This is a genomic window from Acinetobacter sp. SH024 (genome assembly GCF_000163635.1).
Classification (GTDB): Bacteria; Pseudomonadota; Gammaproteobacteria; order Pseudomonadales; family Moraxellaceae; genus Acinetobacter; species Acinetobacter pittii.
Map to the genome: position 1 here is coordinate 139,784 of NZ_GG753600.1, position 19,620 is coordinate 159,403.

General features: G+C 33.9%; 22 protein-coding genes. 18 read left to right on the forward strand and 4 right to left on the reverse strand.

Annotated elements, in window-relative coordinates:
* On the reverse strand, nt 1–216 hold a 216-nt coding region (locus HMPREF0013_RS0105045; RefSeq protein ID WP_025464084.1), incomplete at its 3' end, for a helix-turn-helix domain-containing protein.
* A gap of 216 nt (nt 217–432) precedes the next feature.
* Here HMPREF0013_RS0105045 and HMPREF0013_RS06620 point away from each other — a divergent pair.
* The 11 genes from HMPREF0013_RS06620 to HMPREF0013_RS06665 all read left to right on the forward strand — a co-directional run bounded on the left by HMPREF0013_RS06620 (nt 433) and on the right by HMPREF0013_RS06665 (nt 9,640).
* Entirely contained in the window at nt 433–1,536 is a 1,104-nt protein-coding gene (locus tag HMPREF0013_RS06620; RefSeq protein ID WP_000360277.1) for a SagB/ThcOx family dehydrogenase, read from the forward strand.
* A gap of 8 nt (nt 1,537–1,544) precedes the next feature.
* Nucleotides 1,545–2,627 (forward strand): SagB/ThcOx family dehydrogenase, encoded by a 1,083-nt coding sequence (locus HMPREF0013_RS06625; protein ID WP_001106817.1) that lies wholly within the window; start codon nt 1,545–1,547, stop codon nt 2,625–2,627.
* Between the two features lie 3 nt (nt 2,628–2,630).
* Nucleotides 2,631–3,314, forward strand: a complete 684-nt coding sequence (locus tag HMPREF0013_RS06630) for a nitroreductase family protein (RefSeq protein WP_000196954.1) — start codon at nt 2,631–2,633, stop codon at nt 3,312–3,314.
* Between the two features lie 14 nt (nt 3,315–3,328).
* Nucleotides 3,329–3,991 carry a hypothetical protein gene (locus HMPREF0013_RS06635; protein WP_000723569.1) on the forward strand — a complete coding sequence of 221 codons (663 nt, stop codon included), beginning with the start codon at nt 3,329–3,331 and terminating at the stop codon, nt 3,989–3,991.
* Between the two features lie 3 nt (nt 3,992–3,994).
* Complete coding sequence (locus HMPREF0013_RS06640) at nt 3,995–4,783, forward strand: hypothetical protein (protein WP_001258001.1); 789 nt, start codon at nt 3,995–3,997, stop codon at nt 4,781–4,783.
* A 251-nt stretch (nt 4,784–5,034) separates the two neighbouring features.
* Nucleotides 5,035–6,819: an arginine--tRNA ligase gene (gene argS, locus HMPREF0013_RS06645; protein ID WP_000604968.1), complete on the forward strand. Its 1,785-nt coding sequence runs from the start codon at nt 5,035–5,037 to the stop codon at nt 6,817–6,819.
* Between the two features lie 468 nt (nt 6,820–7,287).
* A complete protein-coding gene (locus HMPREF0013_RS0105050; protein ID WP_000770264.1) occupies nt 7,288–7,428 on the forward strand; it encodes a hypothetical protein in 141 nt (46 codons plus the stop codon).
* A gap of 69 nt (nt 7,429–7,497) precedes the next feature.
* On the forward strand, nt 7,498–7,956 hold the full coding sequence (locus HMPREF0013_RS06650) for a hypothetical protein (protein WP_225247868.1): 459 nt from the start codon (nt 7,498–7,500) through the stop codon (nt 7,954–7,956).
* Between the two features lie 116 nt (nt 7,957–8,072).
* Entirely contained in the window at nt 8,073–8,432 is a 360-nt protein-coding gene (locus tag HMPREF0013_RS06655) for a hypothetical protein (RefSeq protein ID WP_002113654.1), read from the forward strand.
* A 205-nt stretch (nt 8,433–8,637) separates the two neighbouring features.
* A complete protein-coding gene (locus tag HMPREF0013_RS06660; RefSeq protein ID WP_002113854.1) occupies nt 8,638–9,090 on the forward strand; it encodes a hypothetical protein in 453 nt (150 codons plus the stop codon).
* A 166-nt stretch (nt 9,091–9,256) separates the two neighbouring features.
* Nucleotides 9,257–9,640, forward strand: coding sequence for a hypothetical protein (locus tag HMPREF0013_RS06665; protein WP_005074246.1), 384 nt, complete (start codon nt 9,257–9,259; stop codon nt 9,638–9,640).
* A 37-nt stretch (nt 9,641–9,677) separates the two neighbouring features.
* Here HMPREF0013_RS06665 and HMPREF0013_RS06670 read toward each other — a convergent pair whose 3' ends face one another.
* On the reverse strand, nt 9,678–10,610 hold the full coding sequence (locus HMPREF0013_RS06670) for a LysR family transcriptional regulator (protein ID WP_002113638.1): 933 nt from the start codon (nt 10,608–10,610) through the stop codon (nt 9,678–9,680).
* A gap of 99 nt (nt 10,611–10,709) precedes the next feature.
* Between HMPREF0013_RS06670 and HMPREF0013_RS06675 the strand changes: the two genes are divergently transcribed.
* The 3 genes from HMPREF0013_RS06675 to HMPREF0013_RS06685 all read left to right on the forward strand — a co-directional run bounded on the left by HMPREF0013_RS06675 (nt 10,710) and on the right by HMPREF0013_RS06685 (nt 12,515).
* Nucleotides 10,710–11,144: a DMT family transporter gene (locus tag HMPREF0013_RS06675; protein WP_002113861.1), complete on the forward strand. Its 435-nt coding sequence runs from the start codon at nt 10,710–10,712 to the stop codon at nt 11,142–11,144.
* Nucleotides 11,145–11,153: 9 nt separating this feature from the next.
* Entirely contained in the window at nt 11,154–11,612 is a 459-nt protein-coding gene (locus HMPREF0013_RS06680; RefSeq protein ID WP_002113572.1) for a DMT family transporter, read from the forward strand.
* Nucleotides 11,613–11,816: 204 nt separating this feature from the next.
* Nucleotides 11,817–12,515 carry an IclR family transcriptional regulator gene (locus tag HMPREF0013_RS06685; protein WP_002113797.1) on the forward strand — a complete coding sequence of 233 codons (699 nt, stop codon included), beginning with the start codon at nt 11,817–11,819 and terminating at the stop codon, nt 12,513–12,515.
* Between the two features lie 60 nt (nt 12,516–12,575).
* On the opposite strand, the gene HMPREF0013_RS06690 is transcribed toward HMPREF0013_RS06685, so the two are convergent.
* Both HMPREF0013_RS06690 and HMPREF0013_RS06695 read right to left on the reverse strand, forming a co-directional pair.
* Nucleotides 12,576–13,895, reverse strand: coding sequence for an MFS transporter (locus HMPREF0013_RS06690; RefSeq protein WP_002113894.1), 1,320 nt, complete (start codon nt 13,893–13,895; stop codon nt 12,576–12,578).
* Between the two features lie 75 nt (nt 13,896–13,970).
* Nucleotides 13,971–14,960 carry a hydroxyacid dehydrogenase gene (locus HMPREF0013_RS06695; protein WP_078210336.1) on the reverse strand — a complete coding sequence of 330 codons (990 nt, stop codon included), beginning with the start codon at nt 14,958–14,960 and terminating at the stop codon, nt 13,971–13,973.
* Between the two features lie 199 nt (nt 14,961–15,159).
* Here HMPREF0013_RS06695 and HMPREF0013_RS06700 point away from each other — a divergent pair, with 199 nt between their 5' ends.
* The 4 genes from HMPREF0013_RS06700 to HMPREF0013_RS06715 all read left to right on the forward strand — a co-directional run bounded on the left by HMPREF0013_RS06700 (nt 15,160) and on the right by HMPREF0013_RS06715 (nt 19,608).
* Nucleotides 15,160–15,837: an RraA family protein gene (locus tag HMPREF0013_RS06700; RefSeq protein WP_002113857.1), complete on the forward strand. Its 678-nt coding sequence runs from the start codon at nt 15,160–15,162 to the stop codon at nt 15,835–15,837.
* Between the two features lie 156 nt (nt 15,838–15,993).
* On the forward strand, nt 15,994–17,262 hold the full coding sequence (locus HMPREF0013_RS06705) for a DcaP family trimeric outer membrane transporter (protein WP_002113602.1): 1,269 nt from the start codon (nt 15,994–15,996) through the stop codon (nt 17,260–17,262).
* A gap of 61 nt (nt 17,263–17,323) precedes the next feature.
* Nucleotides 17,324–17,512, forward strand: a complete 189-nt coding sequence (locus HMPREF0013_RS06710) for a type II toxin-antitoxin system Phd/YefM family antitoxin (RefSeq protein ID WP_000435195.1) — start codon at nt 17,324–17,326, stop codon at nt 17,510–17,512.
* A gap of 356 nt (nt 17,513–17,868) precedes the next feature.
* Nucleotides 17,869–19,608, forward strand: coding sequence for a ShlB/FhaC/HecB family hemolysin secretion/activation protein (locus HMPREF0013_RS06715; protein WP_002113930.1), 1,740 nt, complete (start codon nt 17,869–17,871; stop codon nt 19,606–19,608).
* Nucleotides 19,609–19,620: the final 12 nt, after the last annotated feature.

A 19,620-nucleotide genomic window follows, 5' to 3' on the forward strand; every position in this document is an offset into this window, starting at 1 on the left:
ACGTCTACGTCTAGCGAAGGTGTTATCAGAAGCATATCGAGCTTGATAAACGTCATTGATGCTATTTCTTTTAAGCTCACGATAGATCGTACTAGGATGTCTTTTAATGAGTTCAGCAAATTTTCTGGCTGAAAAGCCTTCTTTTCTTGACTCAAGCATTAATGCAGTACGATCTTCAAAGTTAAGATGATGGTATGACAATTTTATATACTCCATAAACCCTTTAAATTAATTAGGTGGTTTATGTCGCACTTCAAGTTTTACTCTGCCCAGCATTAAAAAAGAACTCAACTCAGACTCATGGAGCATTAGGTAATAGACAAGGTTGTGTCATAATAATTAAACCTATTTGAATATTAGAATAGAAAAAGATAATAGGAGCCCGTAAGGGTTCCTATTTCTCCTGAAATAATAAAATATTGGAGAAAAATTTTGGATAAAAATACTATACTTAAAATATGCCCATCATTTCAAGTTAGGTTTATTGGATCTGAGAAGTATTTATACAGAGCAAAAGACCGTTTGGCTTGGGAACCTGATATTATTAAAAATGAAATGTTTTGGGAGGTATGGGAATTTTTCTTGAAACCAAGAAGTGTTTTAGAAGCATTAGAGAGTATTAATCATGAAAATGATTATGTTATTAATGCAATAAAAGGATTGATAGATTGTGGAATACTAGAAGTAAATAATATAAAAGATGGATATGGGTATAATAAGTTTATTCTTTCAAAAAAACTAATTAATAATATGGAAAGTGTTTTCTTTCATATTAGTACCTCACGAATGAATTGGGTAAATTACTCTAAAAGTAAAGAAATTCAAGAGTTAGATCATAATGAAATGGATATCAAGGTAAGAGAAGAGCAACCGCCATCTAATTTTAAAAAGTATAGGAATTCGATACCAAAATATGATTTGGCTGAATTAATACCTTTAAAATTTTTTAAGAGTAAAATAAATAATAGTATTTTCTCAAAAGAAATTGAGGGGTTAAATAATAAAATATCATTAGATTTAATTAATCTTTTATTAAATTACTCCATAGCCAAAGTTGGTACAGTAGAGATGTATGCTACAGGAAAGCATATACTTAAACCTGTTCCTTCTGGAGGTGCTAGGCATACAACAGAGGCATATATAATTGTTAATGATGGAGTAGATGGTATAGATTTTGGAGCATATCATTTTAATGTAAATAATCATAGATTAGATAAAATAAATATTAGCTCATTTGATGTTAATAAACTAATAATAGCAAGTAATGTACTAGTGAGAGGAAAAGGAAAAAAACCGAAGGTGATAATTTTACATAGCTGTATATTTGAACGAAGTATGTTTCGATATAGAGAAGCAAGAAGTTACCGAGTAATGCATTTTGATTTGGGACATATTCATGCAAACGAAATAATAGTAGGTAGTATTTTGGGTTTAGATTGCACAGAAAGTTACTCTGTACCAGAAAATTTAATTGAATCAATCTTGTCTCTAAATCCATTAAAAGAATCAGTTATGTCATCTTTTATTATATATTGAGATTATATATGAACTATATTGTAGATATTCAACCAGCAATTCAATTAAAAAATAATAATGGCTCTTTAGTAATTTATGATTTAATTTCAAAGGAATCCTATGAGGTAGAAAATATAGAGATATTGCCTATATTTGCTACAATAACGGAATCTGTGCCATGTCCTATAAATGAGTTAAAAGAAATAATTCTTTCACAATATAATATATCAAAGGTAGAGGTGGATGATATATTATCAACATTTATTAGTTATGGTTTACTTGCTGAAGCTAGTACAATTGTACATAAAAAAGCTGGTGTGCAGGAGTGGGTTGATAATGGATGGATTGATGCTTTGGTTTTGCATCTTTCTTCAAGAAATTTAAATTATTCAGATGATCCAGCATATTTTAATGGTTTGGAAAATGAAAGTTTTGAACCAATAGAAAATAGTAAAATTAAAGAGATAGATGAGAAAAATGCAAGTAATTACTATTATTTGAATAGTGATTTAGATGATATTTCAGGAGAAGATATTCTTCACGGTATTATTGGTAGGAGATCATTCCAGCCATTTTATAAAAAAGAATTTAACCAAAACGATATAGATTCAATTTTATGGTTTTCAAATCAATATGCAAGAAAAAGAGGAACGAAAATATTTGAATCTAGTGATAGAGACTCGGTATATGATAGTGCTTTTTCAGCACTTCATACATATATAGTAATTTATAAAGATTTGTTAATTTTAGATCAAGTCTTATCTGCGGGTTGTTACTATTATGATTTAAATAAGCATGCACTTATACTAATAAGAGAAGGAAATTATAAAAAAGAGGTGGCCAAATTAGCAATTGGTCAAAAAAGAGCAGCAGGCGGTTTAGCTACTATTATAATAGCAGCAGATTTAGAAAAATATAGTACGGTATATAAACACGAGCGAAGTTACAGAAATTTATTAATAAATACAGCTCAACTTTGCCAGTTCTATTTAGTGCAAGCAACAATAAAAGGTTTTAATACATTTATAACACCCGCAATACTTGATGAAGAGATGGCAGATTTTTTAGATCTTTCTGATAATATTCCTTTATATATTGCAGCTATTGGGTGAATTATGACTAGAATAACTGATTTTATTAGATTTGCTTTCTTTTCTCAGAAAATTACAGAAAGTGAGTATTGTATATTTGAAGATGAAAGATATTTTTTACCAAGTACTATTGATAAAGTTGAAAAAATTATTGAAGAATCAACTTTAGAAAATATTAATAAAAATCTTTTTAATCGATATTCTTCAAGGCAATTAAAAAATAAAACGCCGACGATAAATGATGCAAAGAAGATATTAAATGCATCTTATGGTTTTTTAACGAAATCTAATAGAACTATTCCATCTGCGGGTGGTTATTATCCTTTAAAGCTTTTTTTATGTAAAATTGAAAATGGAAATATAATTAATATTTATGAATATTGTCCACAAAAATCCGATATTTTGTTTTTATACTCCTTGAATCAGCCTTTAAAAGAAACTATGGATGTTCATCATGTAGATTTTAAGAGTGTTTCATGGATGATTTTATGGAGCTGTAGATTAACAGCAATTGCTTCCCGCTATGGTTCAAAATCATATAGATTTGTTTGTATAGAAGTAGGACATAGTGCTCAAATGGCTATATTAGAATGTTTGTCACTTGGTTTTGAAAGTATAACAATAGGAGGGCTAAACGAATTATTTATAAGAGAAAGTATTTTGAAAAGTGGAAGGCGGAATTTACCCCAATATGCTATGTTATTTTAAAATGGTAATTTATTATGAAAAAAATAAATTTAGTTTCTTATAACCTTACAAAACTTACAATAGATAATGAGATATATAGTATTTTTGATGGTGTTGCAAATTTTGGAGGCAAGATTAATCTGAATTGTTGCTCTATTGATCTTGATACTGATTTAGCATACGAAAAGCTCTTGTCTGAAGCTGTTGAAAGAGTCGTTTTTTACAACTTACGAGATTTAAATATTTTTTCAACTACTACTGGTTTTTCTGCGCATTCAAATAAAATAAATTCTATTGAAAATAGTTGTTATGAGTTAAAAGAAAGATTTTATAATTATAAAATAAGAAATGATCCTAGATATCAACCTGTAATTATTATAAATAATATAAACTCAAAAACTTTTATTTATCAATTTGAGAAAGAATTATTTCATGCGATTACTCAGTTTGAATATAGGGGAGTTTCTGGTTGGGGGGCTTCAGTATCTCCTATTATTGATTTAGCTTATAAAAAATCAAGATTAGAAGCTATTATGATGAGTAATTCATATGAGGTATGTAATAGGCGTGGAAATGCAATTTCTTGTTTAGCTTCTACTTATAATATATTAGATGAAAATTATGAAATAATCGATCATGGTAGATGGACTATTATGGGAAGAGAAAGATATGTAACGCAGGCAATTATAAAGGAGTAATATATGAGAAGTACAAGAAGTTTTATTTTTTTATGTGCTAAACTATGGATGGTAGATTACAAATTAAATAGACGTGTTCAAATTCCTAATGGATACTCAAATTTTGTTAAAGATCTAAGAAATTTTTTTTTAGAATTTGATTTGAATACTAATTATATTCAATGGCATAAAAAAATTAGATATATAGATTATACTAATGAAGATTTTGTTAGAAAAGCTGATATGAATAATAATTTAATTTCACATAAAAATAATAAACAACCACGTTTAACTTTGGATTTTGATGATAATGTTTATATTAAATTAGAAGATATTAATTCTTTTGATAATGTTAATTCAAATTTAGATGTTATTTCTTTATTATTATATTTTTCTTGTAAGTCCAAACAAATTGTTAAATTTCACTTTGATGATGTGATGATTAAACCTAGTCCATCTATTGCAGCTAGACATGGCATTGAAATATTTGTTGTTTATAATAATAATTATTATTATTACAATTGTGTCGAACATACTTTAATACTTTATAAAGAAAATATATCTGAGGAATATTTTTTTGATAATATTATTGCTTTTAATATTTATATTAGACCTTCCGTATATATGTGGCGATATAAGTCCTCCTCTTATTTAACGGATATTTATTTTGATATTGGTCATATATTGGCTAATATAAGTTTAGTTAATTCTTTAAATAATGGTTTTACTGTAGCTTTTGAAACTTGTAATAAATATATTCCTGTTTTTGAAAAAGAAATTTATTATGCTTTAACTCTATTGATTAGGAGGTAGTTTAAATATTAATTTTATTTAATATTTTTTTGATTAGCCTGTTTTGAATCTTAAATGAATTTATATTGATAGGCTCTTGGTTTGTAGATATTATTGTTATTTGTTGACTTATATTTATTTGCCTATTGATTAAATAAATAAGAGGTTGAGAATAGAAATAAGTTTGTTTTTATTTGGTATGTATATAGAAGATTACTTTTATTTACCGAATTTTTAAAAGTTTTATTTTAAATGATTTTTGGAGGTAGATTATGATATTATATGATTTGATAGATTCAGAAAAAAAGCCATCTTTAACAAGCCAAATTAATAGCCTTTTACAGGCTGCATTTATTAAAGCAGGATTACCGACGGAGACGGCATTTTCAACTAAATCAATGATGACTGATATAGCAGATTTCCAATGTAATGGTGTCCTTCAAGTTGCAAAAAGCCTTAGAAAAAATCCATTTGACTTAGCTACAACTGTAGTCAATCATTTATTAATTTCTCCGGAATTTTCTAATGTTTCAGTTTCAGGTCCGGGATTTATTAATTTAAAATTATCTGATGAGATGTTAAATAGAAGTGCATCTAAACAATTAGAAGACCCGAATCTCAATGTATCCCTTGTTAACAATAAACGTTGTATTCTTATTGATTTTGGTGGTCCCAACGTTGCAAAACCTTTACATGTAGGACATTTACGCTCTCTCATAATTGGAGAGAGTGTACGACGTATTTTTGCCATTCAAGGATACAACATAATTTCGGATTTACATTTAGGAGACTGGGGGCTGCAAATGGGGATGCTAATCTCTGAAATTGAAATTAGATACCCCAATCTACGATGTTTTGATGAGCTAAATCCGTCTTTGTCAATTGACTCTTTGAAATGTATAGAGGAGTTGGATAGTTTATATCCTGAAGCATCTAAAGCTTGTCAAAATGATCCAGAACGGATGCAATTTGCTCGAAAAGTTACTGCTGCCTTACAAGCAGGTCATGTTGGTTATAGACTTCTATGGGAAAAATTGCGTTCGATATCGCTGAGTAAGCAGCTTAAAGATATGGAATTGCTTAATGCACATTTTGATTTATTTCTTGGAGAAAGTGATGTGCAGCCCCTTATTCCTGAAATGATCCAATCCTTACGAAGCAAAGGCATAGCCAAAGAGAGTCAAGGTGCTCTCATTATTGATGTTTCTGAGGAAACAGATAAAAAACCTATGCCACCGTTAATACTAGAAAAGTCGGATGGTTCTGCACTCTATGCGACTACTGATCTAGCTACAGTGTTAGATCGTTATATTAAATTCCAACCTGAAAGTATTTTATATGTAGTAGATCAAAGACAATCCTTACATTTTGAACAAGTTTTTCGCGCGGTTCGTGTTGCTGATTATGCTAAATCTACTAAATTAATTCATATTGGTTTTGGTACTGTAAATGGTGTTGATGGTAAACCTTATAAAACTCGAGATGGGGGAGTAGCACGTTTATCAGACCTGCTTGAAGAAGCGATACAGAAAGCGAAAAGTCGTATAGCCCTTAGATCTGAAACAACAGGTGAGGAAAGTGAATTACTAGCGCGTAAAGTTGGTCTGGCGGCGATAAAATTTGCAGATTTAGATAGTCACCGGCAATCAGGCTATATTTTTGATGCAGAGAGGCTTGTCTCTTTCGAAGGGCGAACTGGACCATATGTACAATATGCATGTGTACGTATAAGTTCTATTCTAAAAAAAGCTGAGGAATATGGTTGGAGTAAGGGAGATATTAATATTATTGAACCTGCTGAGCGTGAATTAGTAATAGAATGTGCGCGTTTTCCAGATTATATTCTTTCTGTCTCTTCCACTTATGCGCCAAATGAAATTACTAATTATGTGTTTAACTTAGCACAAGTTTTCCATCGATTTTATAAAGAATGTTCAGTTATGAATGCTAATAATGACGAAATACGTTCATCGCGAATTTCACTGTGTATGTTAGCACATGCTGTTTTATCGCGTGGCTTATGGCTACTAGGGATAGAGGTTCCAACTCGTATGTAAAATACTCAAGTAACAAAAAATGTAAAGAAATTGTGTGATTACCTATCGATTTTAATATATGACGATTGAGTATAGAAAATGGTTGTTTTGAGAACTTTTTGATCAGGTTTTTAGTTTAAAACTACCCGCTAAGACCCAATGCCAACATGGTTTTTAAAACTTATTGATGGCTTGATGTTCAATGCTTTAACCCCGAATAGTTTAGATGAAAGGGGGAGTGGTGAGGCGGGCTATTCTTAATCTTTTATTGAAACCTTGACCCTCTAAAAGATAAGTACTAGATATGCTTTATAATGGTCGAAGTGTAAGTAAATTGCACTAATAGCCTAAAAAAAAGCTCCCAAAGAAATGGACTTTTTTATTACACATTGCTTAAAAAATATACAGAAACCTTGCTAAAACGAGTTGGAACGCTACAAACGCGAATGATACTTTAAGTTTCACTCTTCCCAATAAGTGAGGTGAGCTATGAAATTGTTAGCTTTGATTAGTATGGGAGTTGCAGCGAGTTATTGGTATAAAACTATAAAAGATAGCAAGCCAACTCTTCTGAAACCTAATTTTGATGAAATAGTAAAAAACTTTGTATTAGCAGAATTTAAAGCCTAATGCATTTAATAATCTTAATTAACTAAAAAGCTCATCGGAAGATGGGCTTTTTTATTGTAGTGGTGTTTATTGAGACTAGAGCTTTTGATTTATAATTTAAATCCAAATAATTTTTACATCCAAGAAAAAATGAAATTATCTTCAATTATCTTTATCTTATTTTGTTTAAATTCTGGTTACTTACATGCTGAAAAGCTAGGAAGAGAGAGAATGATAATTTTTCTAGGATTGATAGAAAATTCCCGAACTGCTGAACAAAACTTACAAAACTATTTAAGCGGGATTCATTCGGTGGGGCAAGTTAGCTTTAAACATCAAATGAGAATAACTGATCTTTTATGCGATGTTGGAAAAGCACAAAAACCAATAATTGAATTTATGGAGTTAAATAGAGAAAGGTTTGGCTTAAAAGATCAGGATGTTATGACTGTTTTTCCACTTGATCGACAAAAATTACAAGAGGAATTAGAAGAATTAAAAGGTACTCCTTATGAATGTGGTAAGCAGAGTTATAAACATCTGTTGTGATAGCTTTAATAAATTTAATTGTTTTATGTTCTAAAGTTATATAGACGCCTTAAGTGACTTCTCATTTTTTAACTTATGATATATTGGCTTTAAATAAATAATTAGTATTTAGAAATATGAAAAAATATGTTTTTTGGGGGCTTGTGATGAGCCTGCTTTCAGCTTGCTCAAATAATGTATTAAATGCTGAAGCTCCTAAACAAGCTCAAGAACAGCAACAAAAGATAGAATCTAAGCCTCTAGTACCTAGCAAAAGTAAAGAATGGGATGCGTCTTTTGATTGTGATCCAGTTAAAGCTAAGAATCTCATAGGTAAAACTGATTTAACAGAAAAGCAGATCCTATCGATGACTAATGCAAGAGTCTATCGAAGTGCTTACATTGGGGAGCCAGTTACAGAAGAATTTCGCCCCGACAGAGTCACTATAGTAATCAACCCAGAAACTAAAAGAATAGTTGCTAGTATGTGTGGTTAACTTAGAAAATAAACAAAAAATAACGGATTATAATTTTTTGTTTTAGAAACTGTAATTTTCAAGCTTTTCCTTAAAAATATTATATTTACTTATAAAATATTAAGGGAAATCTTTAGGGGATTTGTTTTTCGCCTCAATTTTAGTTGGTTTTTATATAAACAATATATCGCTATATTTAAGTCTTATTTTTGACCAGAAGGTAAAAATGAAAAAAATATTAGCGTTAACAATTTTAATTTCATCATCTTGTACATTTGCTGCATCAAATGAAGGAATTGAGCAGGGCATCCGTAGTTATTCTTTATTGCATGGGGTTAACACAGCAGAAGCAAATAAAGCATTATTTTTAGAAGCTAACCGAGACTCTGCCTTAGATGCTATTGAAGAAGAATTTAAAGGACGTATCGCTGGTATTTATATTGAAAACTTGCCTACATATAAAATTGTGGTCAGAGTCAAAGGTTATGGCCAGAATGAAAAGAGAAATATAGTAGTAGGAAACGCAATTTCTAAAGGTGATCTGCCTATTGATATTCAATACGGGGCTAAAGAAAGTAGAGAAGAGGCTATAAGTCAGATAAATAAAGCACTAAAGCTTGTAAAAAATTATTTTTATACCATTCAAACAGTTAGCTACAATGAAAAAATGGGAATATAGTTGTTGAAGTTAAAGGAAAAAGCACTGTTAAAAATTTAAAGAAGGTTGATGAAATACAATCTCTTTGGAATAATCCAAATCTACCAATAGAAATTAAATTTGTTAATTGGTCTATTAAGCCATTATAGTTTGTATAATTAATTCTTCTAAGTAACGTTAAAATAACATGTTTATAGAATTTAAAGATTTGAAGAAAAAACGAAACATAGCTTTATTAATTGTAATTTTTCTTATTTTTAGTGGTGGGTATTTAGTTGTTAACAATAAGGGAAATATTCAAAGAGTTGAATCAGCGATATATACCGATAAAACTATAAGTGAGAAATTTGGAGAAATTAAAAGTTATAGTATTCGTAGTTTTGGATCGGACCATTATTCTAGTCCTAAGCGACCAGCTTACTCTTATAAGGTTGATATAACTGGTGAGAAAGCTGATGGGATAGTTGAAATTGATATGAGAAAAGATCAAGAACAGCTTAAATATCTATATACGATTAAAATTACGGATGTAAGTCCGCATAGTTTTCGTATACGAATAGGAAAACATTGATACATCTTAGTCTTTAAGATTTGTTATAAATCAAAAATTAATTCTGCCAATACGGTGTGTCTCCATAGATTTCTGAAAAATAATCTATCACTGCTCTAATATTGAGTGGCGGATGGCGGACATTTGGATAAATGGCTGCAATATGCTGGGGCTGTGATTTAATCGCGACTTCATATTCAGGTAAAAGCTTGATTAAGTCGCCTTGTTTTAAAGCCTCGCCAATCAACCAGTCCGGAAATAAAACAATCCCCATACCATGAAGCGCAGCTGTCATTAAACTCTCGGCATTGTTTGAAGAAAGTAAGGGGGTAATTGGATAATGTATCCATTCTTCATTGGGCTTTCTCACTAACCAACGGTTAGGACCTTCAAAACCTTTATAGACTAAGCATTTGTGTTGATTAAGTTCTGTTGGCTGATCAAGAACACCATATTCGGCAACATACTGAGGAGAGGCGGCCAAATGATACTTTTGTGTACCAAAAATACGTGCATGAAATGATGAGTCGGTCAGCGTTCCAATGCGAAATATTAAATCGGTGCTTTCGCGTAACGGATCTATAAATTCATCGGTTTGTATTAGTTCTATTAAGAGTCTTGGATAACGTTCTGATAAATCTGCCAACCACGGCGCAATATGCCGTTGACCAAAAAACACAGGGGCATTAATTCGGACGAGTCCGGATGGCTCTATAGTTTTATCTTGTAATGCCTTTTGTGCTTCATCAAATTGTTCGGTAATTCTTTTTGCATATTCAAAAAATAATTTGCCCGATTCGGTCGGTGTGATTGCTCGCGTATTACGGTAGAAAAGTTGCTGTCCCAATGCATCTTCAAGCTGTTGGATGGTTCGAGAAATCATAGATGCAGACACATCTTCTTTACGCGCTACATTCGAGAAGTTTTGTGCGTTATAAACACTAATAAAGAAGCGAAGCGTGCGGATATCAATCGAATTTGTTAAATCCATTTGTGCAATTTCTGCAAAAGTGATTCATGAATTATGCTGTTTTTCTGATGAATTGGCTACTTTAGTATTCGTTGCCTAGATACAGAAGAGGCAATGTAGATGCAAATTCTATTACTACTCCTAACGATTTTAGGGGGAATGGGGCTATCGGTCGAAGCAGGGCTTTTAGGGCCGTTAGGAAAGGAGGTGGGTGAGTTGTGGGCCACGTTTAGTATTTTTGGCGTGGGTGCAGCACTTACCTTTTTACTCATGCTGTTTTTTAGTCCACGTAATAGTCCTTCATTTTTTACGCTTCCTTCTTGGCAATTACTCGGTGGTGTTCTTGGCCCTGCTTACGTCATTATTTTGACCATTACCACTCCAATTATCGGTATTGCCATGACGATGATAGGCATTTTAGCGGGGCAGGTGTCTAAAAGTCTGATCATCGACCACTATGGTTTGTTGGGGACTCCACACCGAAAGGTAGACCGTAAACGAATTTTGGCACTCATCTTTATTGTTGTTGCACTTGTACTTGTCGCAAAAGCATAGGAGACGCGCATGACAATTTTAATGATTCTTCTCGCCGTCATTGGTGGTGCTTTACTGAGTGTGCAAGCTGCAATTAATGGTCAACTTGGAGCTAAGGTTGGTGTATTTCGTAGTGCTTTTTTGACTTTCTCGGTCGGTGCTCTAATTACTGCACTGCTTATTTTTTATTTTGAACCTAAACAAACTTTAACCTTGTTAGATGTTCCTAAATGGCAGTTGTTGGGTGCTATGTGTGGAGTGCCTTATATTGTCATTATGGTACTGGCTGTACAAAGAATTGGAGCTGCGGTTGCTACGGTGGCTGTAATTTTTGGGCAACTTTTGATGAGTATCTTGATTGATAACTTTGGCTGGTTTGGTAATGAAATGCTCCCTTTTTCACCGTATCGATTAGGTGCATTAATTTGCTTAGGGATTGCTTTATATTTTATCTATTCAAGTAGTAAAGACAAAAAGATAGAAGCGTAATACAAGCTTAAGATTGAAAATTAATATAGGTCTCATTGTTAGTGGTAAAGCCTACTAATAATGAGGCCATGCTTCATATTTTAAGTACTTTGATAAATGAAAGAAGTTGCTGTCGAGAGATAGAATTAAAATATAAGAAATATGGTAAAGTTAAAAACCTAATTCAATACATTAAAATTGATATCAAGCTATTGTAGGAAAAACATGGTTAAAATTAAACCTCACCCAGCAACAAGCGGAAATGCATCGGCTGATCGCCTTTTAACTTTGTTAACTGCTTTTAGAATAGGTGATAAATCTTTAACCCTAGCAGAACTCGCAGAACGAACAGAATTAAATAAAGCAACCATCATGCGCTTAATCGTTTCGCTAGAAGATTTTGGTTTTGTTAACCGTCTTTCGGATGGCAGATATACGCTTGCCAGCGAAGTTATGCGTTTAAATACAATTTATCAAGATGCTTTAGATCTAGAAAGACATGTGGTGCCGTGTTTACAGCAACTTGTTGATGAAACTGGTGAAACTGCTTCGTTTTACGTTAAACATGGGGCATATCGTCTTTGCCAATATAGAGTGAACTCTACCCATCGACTGCGTGTTCATATTCAGCCGGGCGAAGTTCGACCAATGGATGGAGCAGCAGGCGCTCAAGCATTGCGATCAACACACGAACAGGTTTTAGCAAGAACTGAACCTTTTTATTCAACAGGTGTAACGGAGCCACATGCTGCTTCAATGGCATTGCCAGTATTTGACGCTCAAAATGATGTAGTTGGAGCATTAGTCGTTTCGGGGCCATCAAGTCGTTTTACTGCGGAAATTGCAAAATCTGTGGGGGATTTTTTCTTCAAAATTGCAGATGATTTAACGAAAAGTTTAGGTGGTAAGAGTATTCGTAATTAATTCAAATATTGTAGATATAAAAAAGGGGCTAAATCGTTAGCCCCTTTTTATGTATGTTGTTTATGAAGTACTTTGTGGTTGGCTAAACAAAACAGCTTTCTTTCTAGACATAACGAAAACCATGATAGCCGACACGAGATTTAAAGCTGCAAGTGGAAGTAAGGCAATAGCGTGGCTTCCTGTTGCATCATGAATTGCGCCATAGATATTCACCATCATGCCGCCACCAATTAAATTAGCACATGCACCAATGGCTGCTAGACCTGCCGCCGTTGTACTCGGAGACATCCATGATGATGCTAAAGCCCAGAAAGGACCTTTCATAGAATAAGCACCAATTAATACGACACTGAGTAAAAAGATTGTGCCAATAAGTGAAGACGTGAACAAAGCAATTAATAAACCAAATGAGATCATCAATAGTGTGATTGCTGTATGCCAACGGCGTTCATTTTTACGATCTGAACTACGACCCCAAAAAATCATTGCAATAGAAGCTAAGCCATAAGGAATTGCATTTACTAAACCGATTTCTAAATTACTTAAACCAAATGATTTAATTAATTGTGGTGCCCAAACACTCATTGTACTTCCAGCAGCAGAAGCACCAGAATAAATAATGATCATAGACCAAATATATTTATTCCTTAAAAGTTGCCATAGTGAAATATGGCCAATTGGGGTTTTTTGTTGGCGTTCAAACTGTAATCTTTCAACTAACCAAGCTTTTTGTTCGCTATTGAGCCATTTTGCTTGTTCTGGTCGATCAGTGAGAACAAATAGGCAGGCGATACCCAGTAAAACAGCAGGAATACCTTCTAAAATAAATAGCCAATGCCATCCACGCATGCCTAACCAACCATCTAGGGATAATAAAAGCCCAGATAGTGGTGAACCGATAAAGTTGGCACCCGGAATCGCCACCATAAATATTGCAACCATTCTGGCTCTATAGTTAGCAGGCAACCAATAGGTTAAATATAAAATTACACCAGGGAAAAAGCCTGCTTCGGCAGCGCCGAGTAAGAACCGCATAATATATAATGATGTGGAGCTTTCAACGAATGCAGTTGCGGATGATATTACCCCCCACGTCACCATAATTCGGGCAATCCAAACTTTTGCTCCAAATTTTTGCATGGCGAGGTTGCTGGGTACTTCAAATAGAAAATATGCAAAGAAAAATAAGCTACTGGCAAAACCAAAAGCAGTAGCTGTTAGGCCAAGATCTTCATTCATTTGTAATGAAGCCATACCAATATTGCCACGATCAATAATAGCGATGACATAACAAAGTGTTAAAAATGGCAGTAATCGCCACGCCACCTTGCGCATCGTTTCGCGTTCAATCGCACTCGGTTGAGAGTATTCTGTAGACATAAAAAAATCCTTTTTTATATTCAGTATTTTAATTGTTCTCGCATCTAAAAGCTTAGAAACAATTGAGTTCCATGATTAGCTATTGAGTAACTTCCAGTTAGCGATAGCTCGTGGGTTTAGTAATTGGCCATCCCAAATACTCACAATCTGTTCAAGTGCTAAAAGACCGACGCGATTACGTGAATCTGTTGTGTTTGCTCCTATGTGAGGAGTCACAACCAAGTTAGGTAATTCCCATAGTGGATTATCTTTTTCTGGTGGTTCTGAAGAAAAGGTATCTAAACCTGCACCAGCAATTTTATTATTTTTTAGTGCATCAACTAATGCAGCTTGATCAATTAATTCACCACGTGCTGTATTGATTAAGATGCTTGAGCGTTTCATCTTTTCAAATTGGGCATGAGAAAATAAGTGTCTATTCTCAGCTGTGAGTGGGCAATGTAGGCTAATAATGTCACTGGTTTCTAAAAGTTTTTCAAAGTCGTGTTTCTGTTCTACATAATCGAGCTCTGGCAAATTTTGTAAAAACGGATCATATACTTTTACTTTCATGTTTAAGGGAGCCACTAACTTCATGAGTATGCTACCGATTGCCCCTAAACCAATTAAGCCCAACGTTTTGCCATAAAGCTCCACACCATTTGCACTTGCTTTGTCCCAATGACCTTCTCGAATACGTTGGTCTAACCATGTGACTTGTCGCGCAACATTAAACATGAGTGCAAAAGCGTGTTCGGCAACAGATTGTGCATTTGCACCTACTGCAATAGTGACAGGAATTTTTCGTTCAGCAGCAGCTTGAGTGTCGATTGTGTCAAACCCAACACCATGTTTTGCAATCACTTTTAAATTATCAGAAGCAAAAATCATATCTCTAGAAAGTTTGCCTGTTCGAACAAGGATTGCATCAGGTTGTTCATCATGGATGAGTTTTTCCATTTCATCTTTTGCCATGTAGGGTTCAGTTGGAATCAACTGAATATCATGGGACTGAGCATACAGTAACGCATCTGAAGTTAATGTTGGCCCCGTGATAAGAACTTTACGTTTCATTTTGACTTGCACTCCATTTAAGTATTTTGAGCAAAATACGTCCTTAATAATCCATATTATTAAAACGACATTTCAAAAAAATAGTCAATAGTAAAAACTGAATTTAAAAATTGAATAAATTTTAGTTTAAATTTAATTAAAAATGAAATGACATTTCAAAAAAATGCTGTCATATTAATTTGCACAAGAAAACTGATCTAAGGGAAAAGTTATGGCAATTGGTTTTAGAGTGCTAAAAAACGACAGAAAAGTTGAGCAAAAATGGATTGAGCAATATCGAGATCTACCAGTCGCTAATATCAGTGACTCAATGAATCGAATGACTTCAGGTGGGGCTCAATTAAGACCAATGCATAAAAAGGGATATCTTTGTGGGCCTGCTATTACAGTTAAGGCTCGTCCGGGTGACAACTTGATGTTGCACTATGCTATTGATATCGCCCAACCGGGAGACGTCATTGTGGTTGATGCTGGTGGCGATCTAACCAATGCATTAATTGGAGAGATGATGGTTGCGTATGCCATTAAGAAAGGTATAGCTGGCATCGTTATTAATGGCGCTATTCGTGATTCGGTTGTCATTGGAGAGGGTGATTTTCCACTTTTTGCAGCAGGAATTTCACATCGAGGACCTTATAAAGACGGACCTGGGGAAATTAATGTTCCTATCGCGATTAATGGAATGGTGGTTGAACCTGGAGACTTGATTTTAGGTGATGAAGATGGGCTTTTAAGCGTGCCTTATGCAGAAGTTGAAGAAGTTTATCTGAAAGCAAGCGCCAAACATGCCGCTGAACAAAAGCAATTAGAGCAAATCGCCGTAGGTGAAAATGATCGTAGTTGGGTGATTAACAGCTTAAAACAAAAAGGATGTGAATTACCGGAATAAGGTTATTCAAAACCATTCAAACACAAAGGGAACTAGCGAAGTCAATGATTGAGCTTCGTTAGCCTATCTAAAGTTAATTCAATAATCATTATTTTACTGATTGAAAAATAGGAAATTTCAATTCGGTCTATGTGATTTCGTCTAAAGGAAAAGGACATGAAATATAAAGGGATAATTTCTTTATCATTATTAATGAGTATGACTTTGCAGCAAGCCAAAGCTGAAAGCGAAGATAACTCAGCGCTAAATGAAAAAATAATTAAACTACAACAGCAAATAGATTATCTCATGGAGAGGCAGAATTTAAATCAAAATAGCGGATTGAATAAAGTACCTGAATTGAGTCAAAACAAAACATCAAACACTGACAAGCCTGTTTCGGCTGAACAGACTAAAATTAAATTTTATGGAAATATACGTGTTGATACTGCATATGATTTTGAAGGTTCAACGCGTTCAATTGCGAATAAGACAGGATCAATACCATTAGACAATTCAAACTCAACAAGCAAATCATTAAATGTTTCTGCCGCGACTTCACGTGTAGGGGTGGATATTGTTAAGCCCACCTCGAAAGGAGATTTGGTTGGAAAGCTAGAAGCCGACTTCATGGGAAGTGGTGGGGATAACGGTAATGGTTCGGTTCGGGTTAGACACGCTTATATTTCACTAGGAAATTGGTTAATTGGTCAGACGACTTCACCTTTTGTGAATAGTGATACAGCTCCAAGTTTGGTTGATTTTACAGGTGCGATGGGCACAGGAACTCAGCGTAATATCCAAATCCGTTATCAGCACATCGTTGATGCCAAACAAAAATTATTATTCGCTTTGGAAGGTGGTGATGTTGAAAATAAAAATGTAGAAGGTGGAAGCCGTTTTCCTGCATTAACCATGCGATATGAATTTAAAAATCCAGATTTTTTGGTTCAATTGCACGGCATGCTTCATGAAAATCGAGCAGTTTCTGACACGAATGAAGAGCAAACTAAACTTGCTTGGGGGGCTGGATTAGGCACAAAGTATAAGCTTTCTGAAAATGACTCAGTTGTGTTTAATTACTATCACATCGCTGGCGATAACCGTTACATGCTTTATTCAAAAGATAATGATGCCTTCTACTTTGATCAAAATCGAATGTATTTAAGTGAATTTGATTCTATTGAGTTAGGGTATCTGCGCAAATGGAATGAAAATTTACGCTCATCTTTATCCGCTGGTAGCCTTATCTATAAAGATTCAAATTTTTCAGTAAATAACCCTGATCAGAATAAAAGGCTAATCAATGCAAGCGTCAATTTATTTTGGACGCCTGTTGAGAAAGTCGATCTTGGCATTGAATACACCTATGGGAAGAGAGAAACATTTTCAGATTTAGAAGGGAAATTATCTCGAATCAACTTATTAGGTCGATACAATTTTTAATGTAATCACAGCCACTTTAATATCAGAAGTGGCTTTCTTTTATTTGAGATGGGCTAATATTGTGGAACAAATTAATTATGCCAATGCAAGATCACAATTTTCAAAGGTCATGGAAAGAGTGCTGTTAGGTTACGCCGTAAAAATTACACGAAAAGAGAAAGATGCAGTGGTTCTAATTAGTGAAAAAGCATACCTTGAATATAAAAATGCAATGTTTGAGCTCAATAAATTAAAAAACAAAGATTTTTAACCCTTAACGATCCGCTTCTCAAGCATTTCCATGAAAGTTTTTAATAGTTCAGCTTTACATTCAAATTAATTAAATAAAAGCTAGAGAATTTTGGATTGTTTGCAAAATATTTATTAAAATAATTGATTTTTAATATAATTTATATTGTAGAAAAGGTTAATAATGTTGTAGAAATTCTTCTATCTAAGATTATCTAGATACTAACAAGATCTTTACCAATTCTAATAGATATGGCTTAAATAGAGAAAGTTTTCTTAACTCTGATAAATTTCATTTTATATAAATATAAAGAAAAATTGAATAATATGTTTTTTTGTGTAAAATAAAGTTCTTATACGTACAATTCTGTATATGAGATGTTAACTAGAAATTTTATAACTTCTTCTATTATTCTTTTTGCGGGTTATCACCAATATGTCTATGCCATCGAAGACGTTTCTTTGCCCAGTCAGGTGCTACAAGATCAACGTTTAAAAGAGCTTAACCAGCAATTACAAGACCAGCTTGCCCAGCAAACTCCTTACCAAAACACCAAGCCCTTACAGGATTTTAAGCATCTGGTTGTTGAAGAAAGCCCATGCGTTGCGGTTAAAAAAATTAGTCTTATTCCTTTAACTGGTCATTCGGAATCTGACTTACAGCAATTTAACTTTGTGATTAAGGCCATAAAAAAACACCCACAGAATATTTTGGGTAAATGTATTGGTACCCAAAGTTTACATAACATTGTGAACTATGCCCAAAACGAACTTTTAAAAAAGGGTTTTATTACCAGTCAAATTGTCGTGAGTCCGCAAGACTTAAACCAGGGTAATTTAAACCTGAGTGTGCAAATTGGTCGCCTGAATAAAATCATAATTCAGGAAGGTAAAATTTCTTCATTACAGCTTAAGACAGGCTTGCCCTTTAAAGCGGGCGACATTGTGAATCTAAAAAAACTAGATCAGGGGCTAGAAAACCTAAAACGTGTCTACGCAGTAGATATGCAAATTACTCCCGCAACTGCTCAAGATAAAGAATTAACGGGCTATAGCGATTTAATACTCAAACTTCAACCCCTACAAAAAGTTAATTTCAATTTAAGTGTAGATGACTCTGGTAATCAGGACACTGGTACCTATATGGGAAATATCGGGATAGGTGTCAATAATCCATTTCATTTAAATGATATTTTATCGTTAAATGTGAGTCACTCATTAGATGATTTTCATGAAGACTTAAACCGAAGTTACTTTATTAGTTATCAGTTGCCTGTTGGTTATTATGATTTAGGTCTTAGCTATAATGACTATCAATATAAGCAAACAGTCTTAGGGGGGAATGGTCCACTGCTTTACCATGGCAACAGTCAGCAAGCCAACCTAAATTTATCTCGTGTGATTAGCCGTAGTGGACAACATAAAACCAGTGTCTATGGAAAGCTTTATCATAAGGAAAGCCAAAGTTTTATTGATGATATTGAAATTAATGTCTTACACCGAAGAACCTCAGGCTGGAATTTAGGGTTTCAGCACCGTCAATATTTAGGAAATGCAGTATTAGACGGCAGCATCGATTACCGTCGTGGGATGGGAGTAGGTGCCCGAACTGCACCAGAAGAAAACATTACCGATGTTTACGGAAACCATCTTCCTGTTGAAGGTTACTCCCGTGCACCACTTTTAAGTGCAGATCTGCGTTATATCACCCCATTTCTTTTGCTCGAAAAACCTGCCCAATATCGCCTTAACTGGCGTGGACAATATGCACCGAAAATTTTAGTACCGAATGACCGCTTTTATATTGGTGGTCGCTATAGCGTGCGTGGTTTTGATGGTGAGCTCATGCTTTCCGGAGATAACGGCCAGTATCTACAGCAAGAAATCAGCTTGAATGCACCAATTCCAAATACCCAGTTTTACATGGCGGTCGATCAGGGCTGGGTTAATGGGCGTAATAGCATACCGGGTCAGCGTTATTTACTCGGAAGTGTTTTAGGGCTACGTACCTATCAAAATAGTTTTTATCTGGATGCCTTTACAGGTCGAGGGCTAATTGCACCTGACAGCATAAAAAAAGACTGGGTTACCGGTTTTAGTATCAACCTTTCTTATTAATTTACTTTAGAA